23 protein-coding genes and 1 pseudogene are annotated in these 21,795 nt (G+C 63.7%); 12 read left to right on the plus strand and 12 right to left on the minus strand.

Going from position 1 to position 21,795, the window contains the following annotated elements; translation table 11 throughout:
• Positions 1-25 precede the first annotated feature (25 nt).
• The 6 genes from K3163_RS04475 to K3163_RS04500 all read right to left on the minus strand — a co-directional run bounded on the left by K3163_RS04475 (position 26) and on the right by K3163_RS04500 (position 4,998).
• Positions 26-604, minus strand: a complete 579-nt coding sequence (locus K3163_RS04475; RefSeq protein WP_221429015.1) for a hypothetical protein — start codon at positions 602-604, stop codon at positions 26-28.
• Positions 605-864: 260 nt separating this feature from the next.
• Positions 865-2,040 (minus strand): CCA tRNA nucleotidyltransferase, encoded by a 1,176-nt coding sequence (locus K3163_RS04480; RefSeq protein WP_221429014.1) that lies wholly within the window; start codon positions 2,038-2,040, stop codon positions 865-867.
• Between the two features lie 21 nt (positions 2,041-2,061).
• Positions 2,062-2,655, minus strand: a complete 594-nt coding sequence (locus K3163_RS04485; RefSeq protein ID WP_221552863.1) for a CoA pyrophosphatase — start codon at positions 2,653-2,655, stop codon at positions 2,062-2,064.
• Complete coding sequence (locus K3163_RS04490; protein ID WP_221552873.1) at positions 2,652-3,200, minus strand: DUF1285 domain-containing protein; 549 nt, start codon at positions 3,198-3,200, stop codon at positions 2,652-2,654. The genes K3163_RS04485 and K3163_RS04490 overlap by 4 nt, the downstream gene beginning before the upstream one ends.
• A gap of 36 nt (positions 3,201-3,236) precedes the next feature.
• Positions 3,237-3,782: a GNAT family N-acetyltransferase gene (locus K3163_RS04495; RefSeq protein ID WP_221552875.1), complete on the minus strand. Its 546-nt coding sequence runs from the start codon at positions 3,780-3,782 to the stop codon at positions 3,237-3,239.
• Positions 3,783-3,831: 49 nt separating this feature from the next.
• Positions 3,832-4,998: a PQQ-dependent sugar dehydrogenase gene (locus K3163_RS04500; protein ID WP_221429010.1), complete on the minus strand. Its 1,167-nt coding sequence runs from the start codon at positions 4,996-4,998 to the stop codon at positions 3,832-3,834.
• Between K3163_RS04500 and K3163_RS04505 the strand changes: the two genes are divergently transcribed.
• The 3 genes from K3163_RS04505 to K3163_RS04515 all read left to right on the plus strand — a co-directional run bounded on the left by K3163_RS04505 (position 4,997) and on the right by K3163_RS04515 (position 7,746).
• Positions 4,997-5,620, plus strand: a complete 624-nt coding sequence (locus tag K3163_RS04505) for a ribonuclease HII (protein WP_221552877.1) — start codon at positions 4,997-4,999, stop codon at positions 5,618-5,620. The genes K3163_RS04500 and K3163_RS04505 overlap by 2 nt on opposite strands.
• A gap of 70 nt (positions 5,621-5,690) precedes the next feature.
• A complete protein-coding gene (locus K3163_RS04510) occupies positions 5,691-6,410 on the plus strand; it encodes a hypothetical protein (protein WP_221552886.1) in 720 nt (239 codons plus the stop codon).
• Positions 6,411-6,600: 190 nt separating this feature from the next.
• Positions 6,601-7,746, plus strand: a complete 1,146-nt coding sequence (locus K3163_RS04515) for a site-specific DNA-methyltransferase (protein WP_282098280.1) — start codon at positions 6,601-6,603, stop codon at positions 7,744-7,746.
• A 9-nt stretch (positions 7,747-7,755) separates the two neighbouring features.
• Here K3163_RS04515 and K3163_RS04520 read toward each other — a convergent pair whose 3' ends face one another.
• The gene (locus K3163_RS04520) at positions 7,756-9,300 is read right to left on the minus strand and encodes a flavin-containing monooxygenase (RefSeq protein ID WP_221552888.1); all 1,545 of its coding nucleotides are present in this window, start codon (positions 9,298-9,300) and stop codon (positions 7,756-7,758) included.
• Between the two features lie 103 nt (positions 9,301-9,403).
• On the opposite strand from K3163_RS04520, the pseudogene K3163_RS04525 reads away from it, so the two are divergent.
• Positions 9,404-9,571 (plus strand): annotated as a pseudogene (locus K3163_RS04525) (restriction system modified-DNA reader domain-containing protein); the annotation flags it as partial.
• Between the two features lie 7 nt (positions 9,572-9,578).
• Here K3163_RS04525 and K3163_RS04530 read toward each other — a convergent pair.
• Positions 9,579-10,238 (minus strand): potassium channel family protein, encoded by a 660-nt coding sequence (locus K3163_RS04530; protein ID WP_221552890.1) that lies wholly within the window; start codon positions 10,236-10,238, stop codon positions 9,579-9,581.
• Positions 10,228-11,556: a TrkH family potassium uptake protein gene (locus tag K3163_RS04535; RefSeq protein ID WP_221552892.1), complete on the minus strand. Its 1,329-nt coding sequence runs from the start codon at positions 11,554-11,556 to the stop codon at positions 10,228-10,230. Before K3163_RS04535 ends, K3163_RS04530 begins: the two co-directional genes overlap by 11 nt.
• Positions 11,557-11,788: 232 nt before the next feature.
• Here K3163_RS04535 and folP point away from each other — a divergent pair, with 232 nt between their 5' ends.
• Positions 11,789-12,898: a dihydropteroate synthase gene (folP, locus tag K3163_RS04540; protein WP_221552895.1), complete on the plus strand. Its 1,110-nt coding sequence runs from the start codon at positions 11,789-11,791 to the stop codon at positions 12,896-12,898.
• Here folP and K3163_RS04545 read toward each other — a convergent pair.
• The 3 genes from K3163_RS04545 to K3163_RS04555 all read right to left on the minus strand — a co-directional run bounded on the left by K3163_RS04545 (position 12,895) and on the right by K3163_RS04555 (position 15,841).
• Positions 12,895-13,677, minus strand: coding sequence for an SDR family oxidoreductase (locus K3163_RS04545; protein ID WP_221552897.1), 783 nt, complete (start codon positions 13,675-13,677; stop codon positions 12,895-12,897). The genes folP and K3163_RS04545 overlap by 4 nt on opposite strands.
• Positions 13,678-13,760: 83 nt before the next feature.
• Positions 13,761-14,429 carry a hypothetical protein gene (locus K3163_RS04550; RefSeq protein ID WP_221552899.1) on the minus strand — a complete coding sequence of 223 codons (669 nt, stop codon included), beginning with the start codon at positions 14,427-14,429 and terminating at the stop codon, positions 13,761-13,763.
• Positions 14,426-15,841 carry a sigma-54-dependent transcriptional regulator gene (locus K3163_RS04555; RefSeq protein WP_221552903.1) on the minus strand — a complete coding sequence of 472 codons (1,416 nt, stop codon included), beginning with the start codon at positions 15,839-15,841 and terminating at the stop codon, positions 14,426-14,428. Before K3163_RS04555 ends, K3163_RS04550 begins: the two co-directional genes overlap by 4 nt.
• A 193-nt stretch (positions 15,842-16,034) precedes the next feature.
• On the opposite strand from K3163_RS04555, the gene K3163_RS04560 reads away from it, so the two are divergent.
• The 7 genes from K3163_RS04560 to K3163_RS04590 all read left to right on the plus strand — a co-directional run bounded on the left by K3163_RS04560 (position 16,035) and on the right by K3163_RS04590 (position 21,793).
• Positions 16,035-16,160 carry an aa3-type cytochrome c oxidase subunit IV gene (locus K3163_RS04560; protein ID WP_221429000.1) on the plus strand — a complete coding sequence of 42 codons (126 nt, stop codon included), beginning with the start codon at positions 16,035-16,037 and terminating at the stop codon, positions 16,158-16,160.
• A gap of 11 nt (positions 16,161-16,171) precedes the next feature.
• On the plus strand, positions 16,172-17,293 hold the full coding sequence (locus tag K3163_RS04565; protein ID WP_221552912.1) for a Re/Si-specific NAD(P)(+) transhydrogenase subunit alpha: 1,122 nt from the start codon (positions 16,172-16,174) through the stop codon (positions 17,291-17,293).
• A gap of 152 nt (positions 17,294-17,445) precedes the next feature.
• On the plus strand, positions 17,446-17,730 hold the full coding sequence (locus K3163_RS04570) for an NAD(P) transhydrogenase subunit alpha part 2 (protein WP_221428998.1): 285 nt from the start codon (positions 17,446-17,448) through the stop codon (positions 17,728-17,730).
• Positions 17,730-19,202, plus strand: a complete 1,473-nt coding sequence (locus K3163_RS04575; RefSeq protein WP_247712456.1) for an NAD(P)(+) transhydrogenase (Re/Si-specific) subunit beta — start codon at positions 17,730-17,732, stop codon at positions 19,200-19,202. The genes K3163_RS04570 and K3163_RS04575 overlap by 1 nt, the downstream gene beginning before the upstream one ends.
• Before the next feature lie 4 nt (positions 19,203-19,206).
• The gene (locus tag K3163_RS04580; RefSeq protein ID WP_221552914.1) at positions 19,207-19,548 is read left to right on the plus strand and encodes a hypothetical protein; all 342 of its coding nucleotides are present in this window, start codon (positions 19,207-19,209) and stop codon (positions 19,546-19,548) included.
• Between the two features lie 56 nt (positions 19,549-19,604).
• Positions 19,605-20,795 (plus strand): parallel beta-helix domain-containing protein, encoded by a 1,191-nt coding sequence (locus K3163_RS04585; RefSeq protein WP_221552916.1) that lies wholly within the window; start codon positions 19,605-19,607, stop codon positions 20,793-20,795.
• Positions 20,792-21,793: an SO2930 family diheme c-type cytochrome gene (locus K3163_RS04590; RefSeq protein ID WP_221552918.1), complete on the plus strand. Its 1,002-nt coding sequence runs from the start codon at positions 20,792-20,794 to the stop codon at positions 21,791-21,793. The genes K3163_RS04585 and K3163_RS04590 overlap by 4 nt, the downstream gene beginning before the upstream one ends.
• The last annotated feature ends 2 nt before the right edge of the window (positions 21,794-21,795 follow it).

Raw genomic sequence — 21,795 nt, forward strand, 5'->3', positions numbered from 1 at the left:
TTCCCGGGAGACCGATCTGATCGGATTACTCGGCTGCGCCGTCAGCGGCCATTTCGGCCTGCTTCGCACGGGCCTGAGCCGGGGTGAGGATTTCCGCACCTTCGGCGACCGGCGTGGTGTTCGCGGCGATGTCGGCAGCGGTGTAAAGGGCCATCAGGGCGCCTTCGGGCGACACGGCGAAGCTGTCCTTGGTCAGCGTGATGATGCCGGCGTCGTTCTTGACGATGGCCATGCCTTCGCTGTCGACGGTGTAGATCGAACCGACCGGCTGACCGTCGGCGCTGACGACTGCTGCGCCTTCGACGAGGGCTGCGTCGAGCTTGGCTGCTGCTTCAGCGAGCTGCGCGTCCATCATGCCGTCGAGCTGGGCCTTGGTGACGGTGATCGTCGGGCCGGCTTCGCCCTGGCCGTACATTTCGACGCCGAGGGGAACCTTGTGCTTGCCGGTGTCGAGAACGGCCTGGCCGTTTTCAACCGAAACGATGGTGCCGACTTCATTGCCTTCGGGACCGGTCACGCTGGCACCGGCAACGACCTGTTCGTTGGCAAGGGCGGGGGTGGCGGCGAGAGCAACGGCTGCAACAGCCAGCTTGGCGAATTTCATGTGACGAACTCCTAGACTTGTACAACTTATAGTTCCGCGACGCGCGTCACTGCGCACCACGAACGACCGGAATGGAAAGAGCGGCAACGAGAGTGGATAATCCCGCAAGAGGCCGCGTGCCCCCCTCCGAGGAAGCGACCCGCTCTATGGCAAGGCAATCGCGATTTCGCAACTGCGCTTGGGCAGGTTTATGCTGCACTGCAGCTTAAGCAAAGCTGAAGATAGTGTTTCGCCAAGTGAAACCAATATCTTGGCTGCAGTCAGCCGCTCGCCAATTCCTGGTCGAGCAATTCCATGACCCGGCCCCTATCGGGGAATCGTTCCTCGACCCAGCGCTTTTCGACCGCCTGAAGGATTCGCGCGACCTGCGGTCCCTTGCCGACACCGCGCTCGACGATCTCGCCGCCCTTGAGCGGGAGTTCGGGTGCTTCCCATCCCTCGAGCGGGGCGGGGTCGCCGCGGGTGAGCAGTACTCGGTCGCGTGCGCAATCGGTGCCTTCGTAATAGGCGAGTGCGAGCGGGTTTTCGCCATCCTTGCTGTCGCGCCGGGCGACGCAGGCGAGCCGCTCGCGCTGCTTGCGCGAGAGGCGGAGGCGAGCCGAGACGGCTTCGGCAACCGTCGGTACTGGCGGCAGCAATGCCGCAAGCCTGCGCATGCCGTCGGGCGCGACACCATGGTCGCGCTCCTGCCGTACGAGTTCGGCGAGCTTTTCAGCCTCTCGCGCCGTGCATTCGGGCAAGACCTCCTGCATCACGCCAAGTTCGCGCATCTTGAAGACAGTAACCGAAGGGTCGGGCAGGGCGAGCAGGTTGAGCAATTCCCATCCCACGCGCTCGCGGCTCAGGCCCTTGAGCGTGGAGGCCAGATCGCGGCTGGCGTCGGTTGCCTCTTCGTCCCAGTCGTCGCCGAAACGGGTCTGGAAGCGGAAGTAGCGCAGGATGCGGAGATGGTCCTCGCGGATCCGCTCGCGCGCATCGCCGATGAAGCGCACACGGCCGTTCGCAAGGTCCTCGACCCCGCCGAAATAGTCGCTGATCTCAAGCGTTTCGGGATGGGCGTAGAGCGCGTTGATCGTGAAATCGCGGCGCGAGGCATCCTCTTTCCATTCCTGTGCGAAGGCGACGGTAGCACGGCGGCCATCGGTCGAGACATCGCGGCGCAGGGTGGTGATCTCGACCACGCCATCGGGCAGCACCGCGGTGATCGTGCCATGATCGATGCCGGTCGGAACCGTGCGGATGCCGGCCTCGCGGCAGCGGTCGATCACCTCTGCCGGAAGCAGCGGTGTCGCAAGGTCGATATCGTGGATGTCCTTGCCGAGCAGCGTGTCGCGAACCGCGCCGCCGACATAGCGTGCATTGTCCGCGCCCAGCGCAGCGATGAGCTGTGCGAGGTCGTCTCGCTTCGTCCAGGATGCTTGCGGAAGGCTCGTCATGGTGCTGCGGCCTTTAGCAGGTCAATCGAACCACGCCAGACGGCGCGAAAGATTGATGCAGATCGCCGCGGTCACGCCCCAGATTCGGTAGCCCTCGTGGTCCATCTCGTAATAGCGCCGCATCGCGCCTTTCCAGAAGACCTCGTTCTCCTGCCAGCGCGTGCGGTCCATCAGGTGATCGAGCGGGGCTTCGAACCAGCTTTCGACCTCGCGCGGATCAGGCCGGATGGCGAGATCGGCGGGGACGGTGGCAAGCACCGGAGTGATGTCGAAGCCGGTGCCGGTCTGGTAGCGGTCGGTCGTTCCGATCACGTTGACATGTTTCTCGCGGATGCCGAGCTCTTCCCATGCCTCGCGCAGGGCGGCTTCCACCGCGTCCTCACCCGCATCGATCTTGCCGCCCGGGAAAGCGACCTGTCCCGGATGATCGCGCATGGTGCGCGGGCGCTGGGTTAGGAGGACGGTCGGGATCTCCTGCTCGGTCACTGCGATCAGGACGGCGGCATCGGCAGTGCGATCGAGATCGGCAAAGCGGGCATCGGAAAGCAGGCCTTCGACATCGCGCGCATGACCCTGTTCGAACAGGTCGGTCAGACGATGGAAGAGGCTGCTCATGCGGGCAGGAGCGAGTAGGTCTCGCCGCCGCTGGTCACCGTCCAGTCGTCACCCTTCTCGAGCGCGATCTTGGCAAGCTGCTCGTAGGTCGAGCGGTTGAGGCGGGCCTCGCAGCCGCGGCGGACGTGGAGATAGAGCGCGGGATGATCGGGATCGCCCTCTGCGCGGATCGGATTGTCGGGGCCGGCAACGACAAGCTCGTCGGTATTGAGACGGAAGGCGAGATCGCCCTCGGTCTCGCTCACATCGGTGGCGATGAAGCAGGCGTCCTCCACCTCGATCGAAAGCTTCTGGTAGGGCACGACCAGCCAGTAGCTGCCGTCGTCCTCGCGGTTCAGCAGGCCGGCAAAGGCGCGGACCATTGCGGGCCGGGTAATCGGGCTGCCGTCATGAAGCCATGTCCCGTCGGTCTTGATGACCATGCGGCTGTCGTCGACATTGTCGGGCGACCACTGCTCGACCGGCGGCAGGCGGCGCTCGGCCACGGCCTCGGCGATCTGGGCGAGCGACATTCCGGCGAGTTCGGGAGGCGGTGTGTAGACCATCGGTTGTGCAACCGATGGCAGAGCCGGAGCCCTCGTTCAATCCTTCGCGGCCTGCGAAGTCTCGCTGGTCCAGGGGCCGAGCATGCCTTCGGCGGGCAGGATCGACGGATTTCCCGTGCGCAGCAGCAGGCGATGGCGCTCGAACGGGCCGGGGCAATGCCAGTTGCCGGTATGCTCAGCGGTGAAGCCCCATTGGCCGTAATATTCGGGATCGCCGATCAGCACCTGCGGGAAGGGCGGGGCGCCCTCGTCGAAGGCCGCGTCGATCGCGCCAAGGCTTGCCGCCATCAGCGCCTTGCCGAAACCTTCGCCCTGCCGCCCGGGCATGACCGCGACCGGGCCCACCATGATCAGCGGGTGCGGGCGACCCTTGGGATCGGTCAGTGCGACGGGCCACAGCTGGATCGAGCCGACGAGGTAATCGTCCTCGTCGAGCGCCGCGAAACTGTGTCCTGGCAGGAAGTCCACGCCCTCGCGTATCCGGTAAGCGGTGCGCGCATGGCGCTGCTCGCCGAAAACGGCGTCGAGCAATTGCTCGACCAGAGCGGAATCGACCGCGGAAAGGGGAACCAGTGTCGCCATGGGCCGCGCCGATTAGGCGCGTGTCCCGGGAGAGTCGATCAATTTCGCCTTATTCGGGGCGAAGCTCGAGCAGTCGTCCGCCCGGTCCGTCCTCCAGCACCCACAGCGCGCCATCGGGTCCTTCGACGACGGAACGGATACGGTTGTCCATCTCGTAGCGTGCCACTTCGCTCGCGGTGTTACCATCGAAGGCGACACGCACGAGCGCCTGCGAGGCAAGACCCGCGATCAACGCATCGCCGGCCATTCCGCCGAACAGGTCGCCCTCGTAGAACGTCATGTTGCCCGGCGCGATCACGGGCGTCCAGCTGACGACAGGCTTGGTGAAGCCGTCATCCGCCGTGTGGTCGGGAATGTCGCGGCCATCGTAGTGGTCGCCGTTGGAACGGGTCGGCCAGCCGTAGTTCGCGCCGCGCTGCACGAGGTTGAGCTCGTCACCGCCCGCCGGTCCATGCTCGATTTCCCACAAGCGGCCCTCGGCGTCGAAATCCATGCCGAGGATGTTGCGGTTACCGTAGGTCCAGATCTCGTCGCCGAACGGATTGCCCGCTGCCGCAGTGCCGTCGAGATTGAGGCGGACGATGCTGCCAAGCGTGTTCGAACGGTCCTGCGCGGGCTCGAGCTTCTGCCGGTCCCCGCTCGCGACGAACATGTACTGCTCGTCCGGACTGAAAACGATGCGGTGCGAATAGTGGCCGCGGCCCGTGACCTTGGGAGCCTGGCGCCAGATCACGTCCAGCCCCTCGATCCGGCATTCGTCGGCGACTTCGCACACGAGCGTGCCGCGCCCGACGACTGCGCCGCGCGTATCGCCTGTGCCAGCCTCGGCCCAGCTAAGATAAATCGTGCGGCGGTCGATGGTGTCGGCTGCCTCACTCTGGAGGAAGGCGACATCGCCAAGTCCGCCCTGTCCGCCGTAATCGACCTGCGGCAGGCCGGTGATCGTGCCCAGTCGGTTCGTGGCAGTGTCGACGAACTTTGCCGTCCCCGCCTTCTCGGTGATGACGAGCACGCTCGTCCCGGGCACGAAGGCAGCGGCCCAGGGGCGCTCGAAAGTGCCGCGCTCGGTGATCGCGAAATTGCCGTCGAAGTCTGCTCCGGGGGAGGGGGTCGACACAGCGTCATTGCCGTCGCCGCCGGTGGAATACCCGGAGCCGCAGCTTGCGGCCATCAGCAGGGGGGATAGAGTGGCGGCAAGGACGGTAAAGCGCTTCATGTTTTCTTCAACTCCCGCAAATGGTCTGGGCACTGCGCCGCTCGTCATAGGGGTGGACGAGGCTGGGCGCGGCCCTTTGGCTGGTCCCGTTGTCGCCGCCGCTGTGGTGCTGTGCAAGCCTTGTCCCGGCGGCCTCGACGATTCCAAAAAACTCTCCGCCACGAAGCGTTCCAAGCTGGAGCCACAAATCCTTTCGCGCTGCGCATGGGGTCTGGCGGTAGTGGAGCCGGAAGAGATCGACCGGCTGAACATTTTTGGCGCGACCATGCTGGCGATGACGCTGGCGACCCAGCGCTGTGTCGAGGCCTTGGGGCAGGAGCCGGTCGAAGTCCTGATCGACGGCAACATGACCCCCGAAGGCCGGCGCGAGGAATGGCGCTGGCCGGCCCGCGCGATCGTCGGCGGTGACGGCAAGGAGGCGTGCATTTCGGCTGCCTCCATCATTGCCAAGGAATACCGCGACCGCATCATGGTCGAAGCTGCCAAGGCGCACCCGCAATACGGCTGGGACAGCAACAAGGGTTATGGCTCGAAGGGCCACATGGAAGCGCTGCGCGTGCACGGCCCGACGCCGCTCCACCGCCGCAGCTTTGCGCCGGTCAGCCAGATGGCACTGCTCTGATCGGCGCGGGGTATACCCTTCCTAAACCTGTTTGGCGGTAGCAACTCCTTGTCATTGCAGGGGAGTTTTTATGACAATCCAACGGCCCGTGTTCGGTCGCAAGCGATCGAGCGCTACCTCCGTTCCGCGGCATCCAGGCCCGGATGAAGACGGCGTTTCGCGGATCATTCCCAAATCGGTTTGGGACGGGCCATCGGGCGATTTCCTAAGGGAGCTCGGCCAGAGCCCGGACGATGCCTCGAACATGATGCCGACCAAGGATCTGGTGCAGGCTCGCCACGATGCGGCATTCGCGCAGCAGACCCAGTTCGTCGACCGGATCAATGCCCAGCTGCCCGATGGAACGAGTGTCGGCCCCTATGCGATGATTCCCTGGAGCGTCTGGCAAACGGAGTTCGGCCAGATGCTGATGGTGAACTGCGAGTTCTATCCAACCCAGCCGTGGAACACGATGCTGCTGCCCGATGACGAACGCAGTAGCTTTGTGCTCGATCTGCCGGTTCATCCCGGCGCCTATCCCGCAACTCTGCAGCCGGCCATCGAACGGTATCTCGCAGAGTTTCGCGAGGAACTGGACGCTGCGCGCGCGTATACCGATGAAAGCTTCGCCAGCGGCGAAATGGACCTCAAGGTCTTCGGCGAGGCGCTCGACAAGCTGAAATCGAACGTCATCGCGATGGCTCACTCGATGACCTCGATTACCTTTGGCGAAGAGGTTTACGACCGGCACCTGCGGATGTTTGGCGAAACGCTCGGATGGCCATTCGCCAAGCGGCTGATGGGAAAATAGCGGCTGCCGAGTCTTTCGCGCCACACCCCACCATCTTGAGTCCGCCGAATTGGCGCGGACTCAACATATGGTGGGGGACTCGTTTCGTTCTCCTATGGTTAACACCATCTTTAGAGTTGTGCGCTAAACAACTGTCTTGACTGGGAGTCCCTTTGGACTCACCCTGTGGATAACTACGGACAGGGGAATAATGATGGCGGTCCTGGAGACCACGAAGACGCGCGCCAAACCGGCTGCGAAGGCGAAACCGAAGCAGATGTCGGTGGAACTGCCCCTGGGGCAGATCCTCGATGGCGACTGCATCGAAGCCATGCGCTCGATCCCCAGCGGCTCGATCGACCTCGTTTTCGCGGACCCGCCCTACAATCTCCAGCTCGGTGGCGATCTCAACCGGCCCGACGGCAGCCATGTCGATGCGGTGACCGACGATTGGGACAAGTTCGACACTTTCCAGCTGTATGACGATTTCACGCGCGACTGGCTGACCGAGGCCAAGCGCATCCTCAAGCCCGACGGCGCGCTGTGGGTGATCGGCAGCTACCACAATATCTACCGCGTCGGCGCGATCCTGCAGGACCTCGGTTTCTGGATCCTCAACGACATCGTCTGGCGCAAGTCCAATCCGATGCCCAACTTCCGCGGCACCCGCTTCACCAATGCGCACGAGACGCTGCTGTGGTGTTCGCAGGGCGAGAAGGCGAAGTACCACTTCAACTACCGCGCGATGAAAACGCTCAATGACGAGCTCCAGATGCGCAGCGACTGGGTCCTGCCGATCTGCAACGGCGCGGAACGCCTGAAGGAGGGCGGCCACAAGGTCCACCCGACGCAGAAGCCCGAAGCGCTGCTCTACCGCGTGCTGCTCTCGACCACCGAGCGCGGCGACGTGGTGCTCGACCCCTTCTTCGGCACCGGCACCACGGGTGCGGTCGCCAAGCGCTTGGGCCGCGAATGGATCGGTTGCGAGCGCGAGGGCGTATACCGCGATGCGGCGATCAAGCGCATCGAAAAGGAGCTCCCGCTCGACGAAAGCGCGCTCACCACGATGCAGTCCAAGCGCAATGCGCCCAAGGTCGCATTCGGCGCGCTGGTGGAAAACGGCTTCATCAAGCCGGGCACCGAAGTTTTCGACAAGAAGCGCCGCTGGAAGGCACTGGTCCGCGCCGACGGCTCGCTCGAACATGGCAAGCAGACCGGTTCCATCCACGGCCTCGGCAAGGAACTGCAGGGTGCGCCCAGCTGCAACGGCTGGACCTTCTGGCACTACGAGGTGGATGGCGAAGTGAAGCCGGTCGACGCCGCGCGCCAGCTCTACCTGCTGGCGGTCGAGGATTAAGTCCCCGGCCTAGCCGACGGCTTCGGCCTTGGCCGTTCCCGAGACTCTTGCACTGCCGCTATAGGCGAACTCAGGCGCATCGAGGCTGATCGCAGGGATCTCCTCGCGTTCGCGCCAGTAGTCCTGGTTGTGCCGCCATTCCGGCTTGTCTCCGCGGCGTGGCATCTTGTCGAGCCCGCGCATGAGGTAGCCGGGATTGAAATTGTCGGCCTCGATCCACGGGAGCAATTCCATCTCCTTGTCCTCGGGCCGGAACTGAACTTCGACGCGGCGCGCGCCCTTCTCGTCCATGTGGTTGAGCAGCGAGCAGACGAAATCGCCGAGCATGTCGACGCGCAGCGTCCAGCTGGCGCGGAAATAGCCGAATACCCAGACCATGTTCGGCACGCCGGTGAACATCATTCCGCGATAGGTCACCGTGTCGTGCCAATCGATCTGCTTCCCGTCGACGAAGAAGGGTATGTCTCCCATCACCGACAGCTGGAACCCGGTTGCCGCGACGATCAGGTCCGCCTCGATCTCCTCGCCGGAGGATGTCATCACGCCCTTCTCGGTAAAGCGGTCGATCGTGTCGGTCACCACTGTCAGCTTGCCTTCTACCGCGCATTTGAAGACGTCGCCCTCGGGACAGAAGGCGAGGCGCTGCTGCCACACGCGATACTTGGGCGTGAAGTGTGGTTCGAACTCGAAGTCGGGCTTGCCCGTGAAGGCGCGCACCAGCTCCTTCAGTTCCTCGAAGACGGTATCCGGCTCTTCGATGCAGCGCTTGGTCAGCATGTCCTGGTCGAACATGATCTGCTGGCGCACGACGCGGTGGACGGTCGGCTCGTCGACGCCGACTTCGCGCAGGCGGTCGGCCAGCTCGTTCTTGTTCTCGCTGCAGAAGAAGTAGGTCGGTGAGCGCTGGAGCATCGTGACGTGCTCCGCCTTTTCGGCAAATGCCGGGACGACCGTTGCCGCCGTCGCGCCCGATCCGATCACCAGCACGCGCTTGCCGGCATAGTCGTATTCAGGGTCCCATTGCTGGGCATGGACGAAATCGCCCTTGAACCCGGACAGGCCCTTATCCTGCCATTCGGGCGGGATGTAGGGGGTCTTGTGGTCGTAATAGCCCTGGCACATCCACAGGAAGTTGCAGGTGAAGAGCATGCGCTCTCCATCGGCCAGGCGGGTTGCTTCCACGGTCCAGAGGTCGGTTTCGCGAGAGAAGCTGCACTTGTCGATCCGGTGCCCGTAACGGATGTGATCGCCGATGCCGTTCTCGTCGATCACCTCGCCCATGTACTTGAGGATTTCCTCGGCACTGGCGATCGGCGCGCCGACCCAGGGCTTGAAGCGATAGCCGAAAGTGTAGAGATCGCTGTCGGACCGCACCCCGGGATATTTGTGCGTTTCCCAGGTGCCGCCGAACGTGTCCTTCATTTCGAGGATCAGGTAGCTCTTTTCGGGGCATTGGTCCTGCAGATGATAGGCCGATCCGATGCCGGAAATTCCTGCGCCGACAATCAGCACATCGATGTGGGTTGGTTCGGTGATGGCCGTGACCGCGTTCATCTGCTCTCTCCCGCTAATATTCCCATTAGACCCCTTTTAGCAGATTGCGGGAAGCCTTCATTGATCTGGATCAACGCCCAGGCCGGTCGCCTTTCGCCCCTAAGGCTCGCTCGAACACGGCAAGCAGACCGGTTCGATCCACGGCCTTGGCAAGGAACTGCAGGGCGCACCCAGCTGCAACGGCTGGACCTTCTGGCACTATGAGGTGGATGGCGAAGTGAAGCCCATCGACGCCGCGCGCCAGCTGTATCTGCTGGCGGTGGAGGATTAAATCTCCTTCATATTGAAGAGAATTTCTCAATATCCTCGATATTGCCCGAGACAACCAGCTCGTCGTCTTCGAAAATGATCGTGTCCGGGACGGCGTGGATGAAATTCTCGCCCTCGCGCTTCACGCCGACCACGGTGACATCGAACTTCTTCCGGCATTCGCTCGTCACCAACGGCACGCCGACGATCGGGTCGGGTGCCTTCAGCCGGGCGATGGCGAATTCGTCGCCGAAGGAGATGAAATCGAGCAGGCGCTCGTTGAGCAAATGGGCGACCCGCTCACCCATGCGCTGTTCCGGGAACACCACGTGCTGCGCGCCGGTCCGCTCCAGAATGCGGGCATGATTGTCGTTTGTGGCCTTAGCCCAGATGTTCTTCATGCCGAGGTCCGATAGCGCCAAGACGGCGAGCACGCTGGCCTCGATATTCGTGCCGATCGCCACCACTGCGGCCTGGAAATCGCCTACGCCAAGGCGTTCGAGCGTCGCGGCATCGGTGCAATCCGCTTCGATAACCTTGGTCAGGTGGCTGGCTTGCTCCTGTACCAGCCGCGCTTCGGTATCCACGCCGAGAACTTCGTGGCCCATGCGTTCGAGCGTCTGCGCCACGGCGGCACCGAAACGGCCCAGGCCGATGACGAGTACGGGTTTGCGTTGATCAACCGACAATCGGGTTCTCCTCGGGGTAACGATAAGGTCTCTCGCGCCCGCCCAGAGCCAGTGCGGTGGCAACGGTAATCGTGCCGACGCGGCCGACGAACATCAGCAGGCACAGAACGATTTGCGCGGAAGGAGGAAGATCGGCCGTGATGCCGGTCGAAAGGCCAACGGTCGAAAAGGCCGAAATGCATTCGAAAAGGATATCGTCGAGCGGAAGGGGGCTGACCATCGCGATATAGGTGGTTGCAGCAAAGATAAGCGTCGCTGCGAGCACGGTCACGGAAAGTGCCTGCCTTTCGATCGCCCGCCCGAACCGCCGTCCGAAAATGCCGGCATCGCTACGGCCGAGGATTTCGGACAGCACGATTGCGAACAGGACGAAGAAGGTGGTGATCTTGATGCCGCCGGCCGTACCGGCGCTGCCGCCGCCCACGAACATCAGAAAGTAATTGCTCATGATGGTCCCGTCCTGGAAGGAGCCGACGTCGAGACTGTTGAACCCGGCCGTGCGCGGCATCACAGAATGGAACGCCGCGTTCAGGACCTTTGCACCCAGACCCATAGGGCCGAGCGTATCGGGATTGCTCCACTCCATCGCCAGCGTGGCGAAGAATCCGAACAGCAGCAGACCGCCAGTGCCTGCCACGGTAATCTTCGTGTGCAGCGACCAGTGCCGCCAGGAGAATTTGTGGCGGCGCAGGTCCTGCATGACGGGAAATCCCAGCGCCGTCAGGATCACGGCGAGCATGATTGGGCCGAGGATCAGCGCATCGGTCTGAAAGCCCATAACGCTATCGGAAAAACTTGAAAAACCGGCGTTATTAAAGGCGCTGACCGAATGGAAGACGCCGTGCCAGGCTCCCTCCGACAACGACATTCCGTGCGCGGTGACGAAGCGCCAAGTGAGGATGAGCGCCACGATCGTCTCGACCACCAGCGTTATCAGGAGCACCAGCTTGAGGACCGAAACGGCATCGCCGCTTTCGAGACGGCTTCTTTCGACCTGCGTGGCGAGACGTTCTCTGAGCCCGAAACCCCGGCCGACCATCAGGCCGAAAAGCGTCGCCGCCGTCATGATACCGAAGCCACCGATCTGGAACAGGAGCATGATAACCGACTGGCCGAAGGTCGACCAGTATACGGGCGTATCCTCGACGATGAGGCCGGTCACGGACACGGCCGAAACCGCCGTGAAGAAGGCCGAAAGTAGGGGTGCCCTGGTTCCATCGGCCGTCGCGATCGGAAGCGACAGCAGAATCATCCCCGCAAGGATCAGGGCAGCGAAAAGCAGCGGGATGAGCCGGATTGGATCGCGCAAGCGTAACATTCAGGTCGGCAGACTCACATGAGGGTGCTCGGGAAGGGGAGTGAATGAAGGCTCCGTTGGTTCCCAGCCTATCCTACAAACCGCACGGGCGCTATCGCACGGCCGATGATCGGCCATAGTCTTCAGCATTGCTGCTTCTCGAACGCGCTGACGCGCATCAGAGTGCTTTTCTCCCCCAAGACCGTGTTCCATCTGTTCCATCCTGTGGGCACCCTGCTAGGGCAGTCCCACCATGAGTGATCGCGTCTACATCCGCCCCATAGGCCTCGTGCCCGGTCCCCAGAGCGAGCATGGCAATGCCATCCGGCTTGCAGGCTCCATGGCCTATGCCAGCCGCTTTGCCGTGATCCTGCGGCGCGACGGCGAGATCGTCGAGCGCTGGCTCGCCGCGCCGGACACCATCGACGATGTCATGGGCGCGTTGCCCGACAGTGTCGGCGGCGATGCCGAGCAGCAGTGGGCCAACCTCACTCTGGCGCATCCGCCGCTGGAACTGGGCTCGCGCACGGTACGGCTCGACCAGCCGCAGGTCATGGGCATCCTCAACGTGACGCCCGACAGCTTCAGCGATGGCGGTGCGCATGACAGCCCCGATGCCGCGCGCGAGGCGGCTGCTGCGATGGTGGAGGCGGGCGCCAGCATCATCGACGTGGGCGGAGAGAGCACGCGGCCGGGTGCAAAAGCCGTCTGGGAAGGCGACGAGATCGAGCGGGTGGTCCCCGCGATCGAGGCCTGCAGCGCGATGGGCGCCGCGGTCAGTATCGACACGCGCAAGGCGGCCGTGATGGAAGCCGCGCTCGATGCGGGCGCGGCGCTGGTGAACGACGTCTCGGGTCTCACCCATGATCCGCGCAGCGCGGAGGTCATCGCCTCGCGCGGCTGCCCCGTCGTGCTGATGCACGCGCCGGGAACCGGCGAGGACCTGCACGAGGGCGGCGAGTATTCGAGCGTCGTGTTCGACGTGTTCGACGAGCTTCGTAGCCGCCGCGACGAGGCGCTGGAGGCGGGCATCGACGCGAGCCGCATCCTGCTCGACCCGGGCATCGGCTTCGGCAAGAGCCTTGCCGACAACCTCGCGCTGTTCAACGCGCTGCCGCTTTTCCACGCGCTCGGCCACCCGCTGCTGCTGGGTGCAAGCCGCAAGCGGCTGATCGGTGCGCTCTCGAACGAGGCAGGCGCGGGCGAGCGGCTGGGCGGCAGCATCGCGCTGGCGGTGAAGGGCATGGATGCGGGCGTGCAATTGCACCGCGTCCACGATGTCCCCGAAACCGTCCAGGCGCGCAATGTCTGGCGCGGCCTGCGCGATGCGGCGCTGACCGATTTCGGGGACCTGCCGGGTTAGCTTCCTGGCGAAGCGGCGCTGCCTGCCAACAGGCCGCCGTCGAGTGTAAGCTCGGCGCCGGTCATGTAGCCGCTCTCCGGCGAGGCGAGGTAGACGCACGCTGCCGCGACTTCCTCCACCGTACCGAAGCGCTTCAGCGGCGTGTCCGCCACCAGCGCGGCCATCTTGGCATCGCGATCGGGCCCGTCGCCCAGCATCGGCTCCCAGATGTCGGTTAGGATCGCGGCGGGATGGATCGAGTTGCAGCGGATCGCCCAGCCATTCTGCGCGGCATAGAGCGCCACGGACTTGGAGTGGTTGCGCATTGCCGCCTTGCTCGCCGCATAGGCAGCCGCGCCGGGAATGCCGACGAGGCCCGAGCGGGAGGACATGTTGATGATCGAGCCGGTGCCCTTCGCCTTCATGGCTCTCAAGGCATAGCGGCAGCCGAGGAAACAGCCGTCGGTGTTGACCGCGTGGACCTTGTGCCACTCCTCGAGGCTGGCATTTTCCGGATCGTGCGGTGCGGGCCCGTCCTCGAATCCGGTTATGCCCGCGTTGTTCACGAGCACGTCGATCGCCGGATAGCGCTCCGCAAAGGCGTCCCAGTCCGCCTCGCTGGCAACGTCGAGCTTTTCGAAGGTACAGCCGAGTTCTTCGGCCGCCTTCCTGCCCTCGTCCTCGTCGATATCGGTCAGCACGACCTTCGCGCCCTCGGCAAGGAACGCCGCGCAAACGGCCTTGCCGATACCCCGCGCGCCGCCAGTGACGACGCATCTCATTCCGTTGAGTTTGCCCATGACCCAAGAAGGGTAGGGCAGGTCACGCAGCGTTGTCGATGCCCAGTTCGCTCAGCTTGCGATAAAGGGTCGAGATATTGGCCTCAATTGCCGCTTGCCAGATGTTCGGCCCAAAGCCGTTCGCGGACGGCCCAAAGGTTATCAGTGGTATGGAAGGTCACCTCGGGAAAGCCGTCCGGCCCACCCAGCAGTCTCAGCAAGGTCTCACGCTCTCTATCGGAAAGGCGAGGTGCCTTGGTCGGCGGGCCGATAGTCAACCGGGAGAGGCCATACACGTAACCAAAGTGTCGCTCTTTCCCGATTTTGAGCGTCCATGTGTGCGAGCCGTCCCAGTGATTATATTCGGTTTCGAATACCGCTTGAGCCGCTGCGCTGCTCCATCGCCGTTCTTCCCCGCCGTAGGGCCTATTGCGCTTAGTGAAGGTCTGGTCGGGAAAGGGCGCGAGCGTGCGATAGCTGCGCTCGATTTCCCTCTTGAGCAAGATGTCACCGATCGCGCCCTCACGAAAATACGCGTCGCGTTGACGGGCCTCTTCCTTGCGAGCTTCGAACTTGCGCTTGCGCTCCAGCTTTTTCCGCCAGTTTTCGCCCGCGTTTTCGGCCATGGACTTCGCCACTCCATCGAAGAACCTTCGGCGCTTGCCCGAATTCCCGAGCGTCGCCAGCATTCCGACAGTCCAGGCAGCTCCGGCAGCCAGCAGGGCAGCCTTCACCAGGGGATCATCGATGGGTTTCTTCGGACCTTTTGTCACGCCGCATTGTCGATGCCGAGGTCGGCCAGCTTGCGGTAAAGCGTCGAGCGCCCGATCCCGAGTCGGCGAGCGACCTCGGTCATGCGGCCGCGGTAGTGGCCGATCGCGAGGCGGATGATGTCTGCCTCGATCTCTTCGAGCGGGCGCAGGTTTCCATCGTCCTGGTAGAGCAGGACGCCGAGCCCGCGCGCACGGCTCTCGCCGCGGTCGGCATCGCCGAGAATCTCGGACAAGTGCGGGAAGCTGTGCGCGGTCAGTGCTTCGCGCTGTTCGTGGACGCATGCGCGGAAGAGGACCGTCTGGAGCTGGCGGACATTGCCCGGCCAGTCATAGGCTTCGAGAAGCGACAGGCCGCTGTCGGCGATCGAATGGTGGGTGAAGCCTTCTTTCTCGCCGATTTCGGCAAGGAAATAGCGCGTCAGTGCCGGAATGTCCCCAGCCCGCTCGCGCAGGGGCGGGAGGACGATGCGAGTGGCGGAAAGCTTCTCGTACAGCGCAGCGCTGAAGCTGCCGTCGGCGACCATCGGCTCGAGCGGCAAATTGCTGGCGGCGAAAATCCGTACGTCGATCTTGAAACCGTGCGCTGCCCCCGTCGGGCGGACGATGCCGGATTCCAGTACTTCGAGAAGGGTCTCCTGCGCCGCGAGTCCCAGCTGTTCGACATCATCGAGCAGTACCGTACCGCCGTCGCATTTCTGGAGAATGCCCTCCTGGCGGTCGAATGCACCAGCAAACGCGCCTTTTTCGTGACCGAAGAGCGCGGATTCGAGCGCGTTTTCGGCCTGGCGTGCACAGCTGGCGAGCGCGACGTCGGTCTTGGCCCGCGTCGATGCATGGTGCATCGCGCGCATCAGCATTTCCTTGCCCGTCCCGCTCTCGCCCTCGATCAGGACATGGCCGTGCCCGCGGGCGGCTGTCGCGGCTTTCGCCAGCGCGGTGCGGAAATTGGTGTCGGTGCCGACCATCGCGTCGAATTCGAGGATCGGAGAAACCTTTTCGGACAGCGGATGCAGCTCGTCGCGTGGGGCGATGCTGGGCGTTGCCGTGCGCAGCGCCGTCAGGAGACGCTCGGGCGCGACCGGCTTGATCAGGTAGTCGAGCGCACCGGCGCGCATGGCGTCGATCGCCAGCAAGGGCGAAGTGCTCGCGGTGAGCATGATGACCGCGATCTCGGGGCGCTCGGCCTTGATCTGGCGGATGAAATCGCAGGCCGTTTCGCCCGGAACACGCTGGTCCACGAGGACAGCGGCAATGCTCTTGCCTTCTTCGCCCGTGAGCGCGCTCACCGCGTCATCACAATTGTCGACGGCAAGCGAGCGCCAGCCGTCGCGCGCGGCAAGCGTCGACAGGACGCGGCTCTGCGCCGGTTCGTCATCGATCAGCAGGAGGACGCGGCTGTCATCCTTGGCCATTGGCTCTTGCTCCCTCGGCAGCCGCACGATTGCGGCTTCGCCATCGCCCCGGCCTAGCAAAAAGGGGTAAAGGGGCGATTAAGCCTCTGCGGAGGCCTTTATTCGGCAGTCGGGTGCGCGGGCCGCACTTGTCGATCCGCAAAGTGCGCGATAGACCCCGCTTCAACAACCAAATCACACGAGGGAAATAGAGATGGGTTCCGCAAACGACCGGAAGGCGCACGAAAAGACTTACGGCTCCTTCATCGACATGCTGAAGTGGGTAGTTCCGCTTCTTGCGATAATCACGGCAGTAGTCGTCATCCTGATTTCCAACTGAGCCTGCGGCCCATGCGGATCGCGGTGCTCAAGGAGCGTGCGGCCGGCGAGAGCCGCGTCGCAATGACGCCCGAAACGGTGAAGAAATTCATCGCACTGGGTGCCACGGTCGCAGTCGAGGAAGGGGCGGGGGCCGGAGCCTCCATCCCGGACGAGGCTTTCAGCGAAGCAGGTGCAGAGGTGTTGGCGGGCGACAAGGCAGTCGCTGGCGCCGACATCGTTCTCGGCGTCCAAGCGCCCGAAGTTGCCGCTCTGTCGGGCGCGAAGGATGGTGCCTGGGTGGCGGCGACCTTCGATCCTTTCCGCAATGGCGAGCTCGTCGAAGCCTATGCCAAGGCGGGTTTCGAGGCGCTTTCCATGGAATTCATGCCGCGCATCACGCGTGCGCAGAGCATGGACGTGCTCTCCAGCCAGTCGAACCTTGCAGGCTACAAGGCGGTGATCGCTAGCGCCGACGAATACGGCCGTGCATTTCCGATGATGATGACTGCTGCCGGCACCGTGCAGGCTGCCAAGTGCTTCGTCATGGGCGTGGGCGTTGCAGGACTTCAGGCTATCGCGACTGCCAAGCGGCTGGGCGCGCAGGTAAGCGCGACAGACGTGCGCTCGGCCACGAAAGAGCAGATCATGTCGCTCGGCGCGAAGCCCGTCTTCGTGGAAAGCGTCGAGGGTATCGAGGGCGAGGGATCGGGCGGCTATGCCACCGAGATGAGCGAGGAATACCAGAAGGCGCAGGCCGAACTGGTCAGCTCGCACATCGCCAAGCAGGACATCGTCATCACCACCGCGCTCATCCCGGGTCGGCCCGCGCCGCGGCTGATCTCGGATGCACAGATCGCCACCATGAAGCCGGGCAGCGTGATCTTCGATCTTGCCGTGGCGCAGGGCGGCAATGTCGAGGGCTCGAAGCCAGACGAGACCGTGGTGAAGCACGGCGTGAAGATCATCGGTTTTTCCAATACCGCGACGCATCTCGCAGCGGACGCTTCGGCGCTGTTCGCGCGCAACCTGTTCAACTTCCTCTCGGCCTTCTGGGACAAGAAAGCAGGCAAGCCGGTCCTCGACGAGGAAATCGGCGATGCCGTCCGCCTGACGCAGGGCGGCAAGGTCGTGAACGAGAGGCTGGCGGGTTGAGGTGCGGCGTCGGGAATGGATTGCACTGATGTTTGTAGCTGCCCTGATAACAGTTATCGCGATCCGACACGAAACCGCAGGCACGAGCTGCGGAGGCGCTTCCTACACGAGCCCGATTTCTCGGAGTTGCCCTAACCCATGAGGCGGACCTAATGGACTTCATTTCGATCCTGTCGATCTTCGTGCTGGCGTGTTTCGTCGGCTATTACGTGGTCTGGTCGGTTACGCCCGCGCTGCACACGCCGTTGATGGCAGTGACCAATGCGATTTCCTCGGTGATCATCGTGGGCGCGCTGATTGCGGCGGCGGAGGCGGGTAGCCCGATTGCCAAGTGGCTGGGGCTTGCCGGTGTCGTCCTCGCCAGCATCAATATCTTCGGGGGCTTCGCCGTTACCGAACGTATGCTCGCCATGTACAAGAAGAAGGAGAAGAAGTGATGTATCGCCTTCTCCTCGCCGCGCCCTTCCTGGCGCTGGCTGCTCCTGCCCATGCCGCTACCGGTGAAGCAGTGAACCCGTGGGTCGCGCTCGCCTATCTTGTGGCAGGCGTTTTCTTCATCCTTGCGCTGCGCGGGCTCTCATCGCCTTCGACGAGCCGGACCGGCAACCGCTTTGGAATCATCGGCATGCTGATCGCCGTGGTCACGACGCTGGTGACGCACGACATCGCCAATATCGCCGAGATCGGGATCGCCATCTTCCTTGGCGGGATCATCGGCTTCACCATCGCGCGCAGGATCGCGATGACCGCGATGCCCGAACTGGTCGCAGGCTTCCACTCGCTGGTCGGACTTGCGGCAGTGCTTGTGGGTTGGGCGGCCTATCTCAATCCGGGCGCATTCGGCCTGCTGGTGGATGGCGGGATTTCGCCGGTCAGCAAGGTCGAGATGGGCCTCGGTATCGCCATCGGTGCGATTACCTTCTCGGGTTCGGTCATCGCCTTTGCCAAGCTTTCGGGCCGGATGAGCGGGTCGCCGATCCTTTTGCCCGCGCGCCATGTGATCAATCTCGGCACGCTTGCGGCGATCTTGGTCCTCACCGCACTCTTTGCGATGGCGGGGCCGAGCGAGACCATGCCGCTGATCGTGGCGCTCACCGTATTGGCCTTCCTCATCGGCTTCCTGCTGATCATCCCCATCGGCGGGGCGGACATGCCGGTCGTGGTCTCGATGCTGAACAGCTATTCGGGCTGGGCTGCCGCGGCGATGGGCTTCACGCTCGGCAATACGGCGATGATCATCACCGGCGCGCTGGTCGGCTCTTCGGGTGCGATCCTTAGCTACATCATGTGCCGCGCGATGAACCGCAGCTTCATTTCCGTGATCGCGGGCGGCTTCGGTGCCGACGCGAGCGCGGGCGGCGGCGAGGCGAAGGAACAGCGCCCCTACAAGCAGGGCAGCGCGGCTGATGCGGCGTTCATGCTCGAACAGGCGGAAAAGGTCATCATCATCCCGGGCTATGGCATGGCGGTGGCGCAGGCGCAGCACGCGCTTCGCGAAATGGCCGATCTGCTCGAGGAAAAGGGCGTCGAGGTGAAATACGCCATCCACCCCGTCGCCGGACGTATGCCTGGCCACATGAACGTGCTGCTTGCCGAGGCCAGCGTGCCTTACGAGAACGTGTTCGAGCTGGAAGACATCAACTCCGAATTCGCGCAGGCCGATGTCGCCTTCATCATCGGTGCGAACGACGTGGTGAACCCGGCGGCCAAGACCGACAAGTCGTCGCCCATCTACGGCATGCCCGTGTTCGACGTCGACAAGGCCAAACAGGTCTTCTTCATCAAGCGCTCGATGGGCGGTGTCGGCTATGCCGGTGTCGACAACGACGTCTTCTACATGGACCAGACCATGATGCTGCTGTCCGATGCGAAGAAGATGGTCGAGGAAATCGTGAAGGCGCTCGACTAGCCCAATGCGTAAGGTACTCATTTTTGTTTCGATCTTTTCGATAGTAGCGATTGGCTCTTGGTGGTGGCTTGGTGGTCTCGAGCGGGTCACCGCCGGACGTATAGAAACCGCGCTGGTCGAACGCGGCGTGCCGCAACCGGTCGCAGCATGCATGGGGACGCGGCTCTCCGAACGTCTCACGATCGGGCAGCTCCGCGAGCTGGAGCGCCTCCGCGTGCGCGAAAAGGAAGCCGGTCTGCCTACAAGCACGATCGAGTTCCTCGAGCGGCTTCGCACCGTCGAGGATGCAGAGGTGATCGAGGTCGTCGGCTCTTCTGCTGCGATTTGCGCGTTCTCGCGCGGATAGCGCCACTTGCATTCGGTCCGCACTGCGGCATCATGGCCCCCAAGAGGGAGAGACTCATGATCCGCACTGCTTTTTCAGCCATCCTGCTCGCCAGCGCCGCACCCGTGCTGGCCGAGACGCATTCCATCGAACCGGGCGAAGGCGCGCAGGAGCGCCTGCAGGAAGCGCTGATCCTGGCACAGCCGGGCGACGAGATCGTCCTCGCTGCCGGACGCTATGAGCTCACCGACGGGCTGAGCCTCGATGTCGACGGCGTCACGGTGCGCGGTGCCGGAATGGACGGCACCGTCCTCGATTTCACAACGCAGGCAGGCGCGGGCGAGGGGCTGCTCGTCACCAGCGATAATGTCACCCTGCGCGACTTCGCGATGGAGAACCCCAAGGGCGACGGCATCAAGTCGAAGGGCGCCGATCACATCGTCTACCACCGCATCCGCGTCACCTGGACGCGCGGCCCCCATCCCGAGAACGGCGCCTACGCGATCTATCCGGTGGAAAGCACCGGCGTGTTGGTCGACGGGGTGAAGGTGACCGGTGCGAGCGATGCCGGTATCTATGTCGGCCAGTCGGACCAGATCACGGTGCGCAACTCGATTGCCGAGGCCAACGTCGCTGGCATCGAGATCGAGAACAGCCGCAACGCGCTGGTCGAGCACAATGTCGCCACGCGCAATACGGGCGGCATCCTCGTTTTCGACCTTCCCGACCTGCCTGTCATGGGCGGCGGCAACGTGATCGTGCGCAACAATCTCGTCGTGGCGAACGACACGCCCAACTTCGCGCCTCCGGGCAATATTGTCGCCGGTGTGCGCCGCGGCACGGGCATCATGGTGATGGCGAACGAGGACGTGCTGATCGAGGACAATATCCTCTCGGGCAATCCGACGGCGCCGGTCATGGTGATCGCCTATGTCCAGCCTTTCGAGGACGAGCGCTACAACCCGCTTCCGCGCGGCGTAGTTGTGGGTGAGAACCAGTTCGACGGCGGCGGGTACGATCCTCAGCTCGAGGGCGGCGAAATGCTCAAGGCTGCTTTCGGCGGCGCGCTTCCCCCGGTCATGTGGGACGGTCTCGGCAGCCTCTATGTCACCGGCGATACGCCCGGCTGGACGCTCAACCTCACCGAACAGGGTAAGGGGCTGGGCGATGCACAGCCTGCGCCGCTTTCCGCGCCCGCACCCGAGAGCGAATTCGATAGCAGCGGCATCGGTGCGCCGGCCGAGCTGGAGGCGCGGCTCGCAAGATGATCGGCAGGCTGCTTCTCGGACTATCGGCATGCTGCGCGGCGGCAGCCATGGCCATGCCGCCTGCCATGCCAGAGCCGGTCAATGACGAGGCGGTCAGCGGCCCGGGCTTTCCGCGCCTGCTGTCCGACTATGGCTTCTTCAACAACCTTCAGGCGCATGACGTCGGCCCGGGCGTCTACAAGTACGAGCTCAATACACCGCTCTATTCGGACGGGGCCGAGAAGCTTCGCTACATCTACACCCCGTTCGGTACCGAGCCGGTGGCTGATGGAGAGGGCTTGCTCGAATTCCCGGTCGGCAGCGCGCTGATCAAGACTTTCGCATTCGGCGAAGGCGATGAGCGCCGGCTTATCGAGACACGAGTCCTGCTCCACCGGGCCGACGGCTGGCTAGCATTGCCCTACCTCTGGAACGAGGAGCAGACCGATGCGCGGCTCGCGATTGCCGGTGCGCGGATCGACCTGACCACGCCGAGGGGCGAGGCGATCAGCTACCGTGTCCCGAACAAGAACCAGTGCAAGGAATGTCACGGGCTCGATGGTGAAGTCGTGCCGATCGGGCCCAAGGTCCGCAATCTCTCGGCTGACTGGTTTGCGGAGCATTTCGGGGAAGTGCCCGAAGGCGCTGACCAATTGCCCGTCTGGGCTCATCGCGAACAGGCAAGTGCCGCAGATGCCGCGCGTGCCTATCTCGACGTCAACTGCGCACACTGCCACCGGCCGGGCGCGATGGCGTCGAACAGCGGGCTGGACCTTCGCTGGGAGCAGGACGATCCCAAGGCGCTGGGCATCATGAAACGACCCGTTGCAGCCGGGCGAGGCGCGGGAGAACTCCTGTTCGACATAGTGCCGGGTGATCCGGAAGGGTCGATCCTGCTGCACCGCATGCTGAGCAACGATCCCGGCGTCGCCATGCCCGAACTGGGCAAGGCCAGCGTCGACGTAGAAGGTACCGAGGCAGTGCGCCGGTGGATCGCAGGGATGGAAAAGGGGGAATGAAC

This window comes from Qipengyuania xiapuensis (assembly GCF_019711395.1).
Lineage (GTDB): Bacteria > Pseudomonadota > Alphaproteobacteria > Sphingomonadales > Sphingomonadaceae > Qipengyuania > Qipengyuania xiapuensis.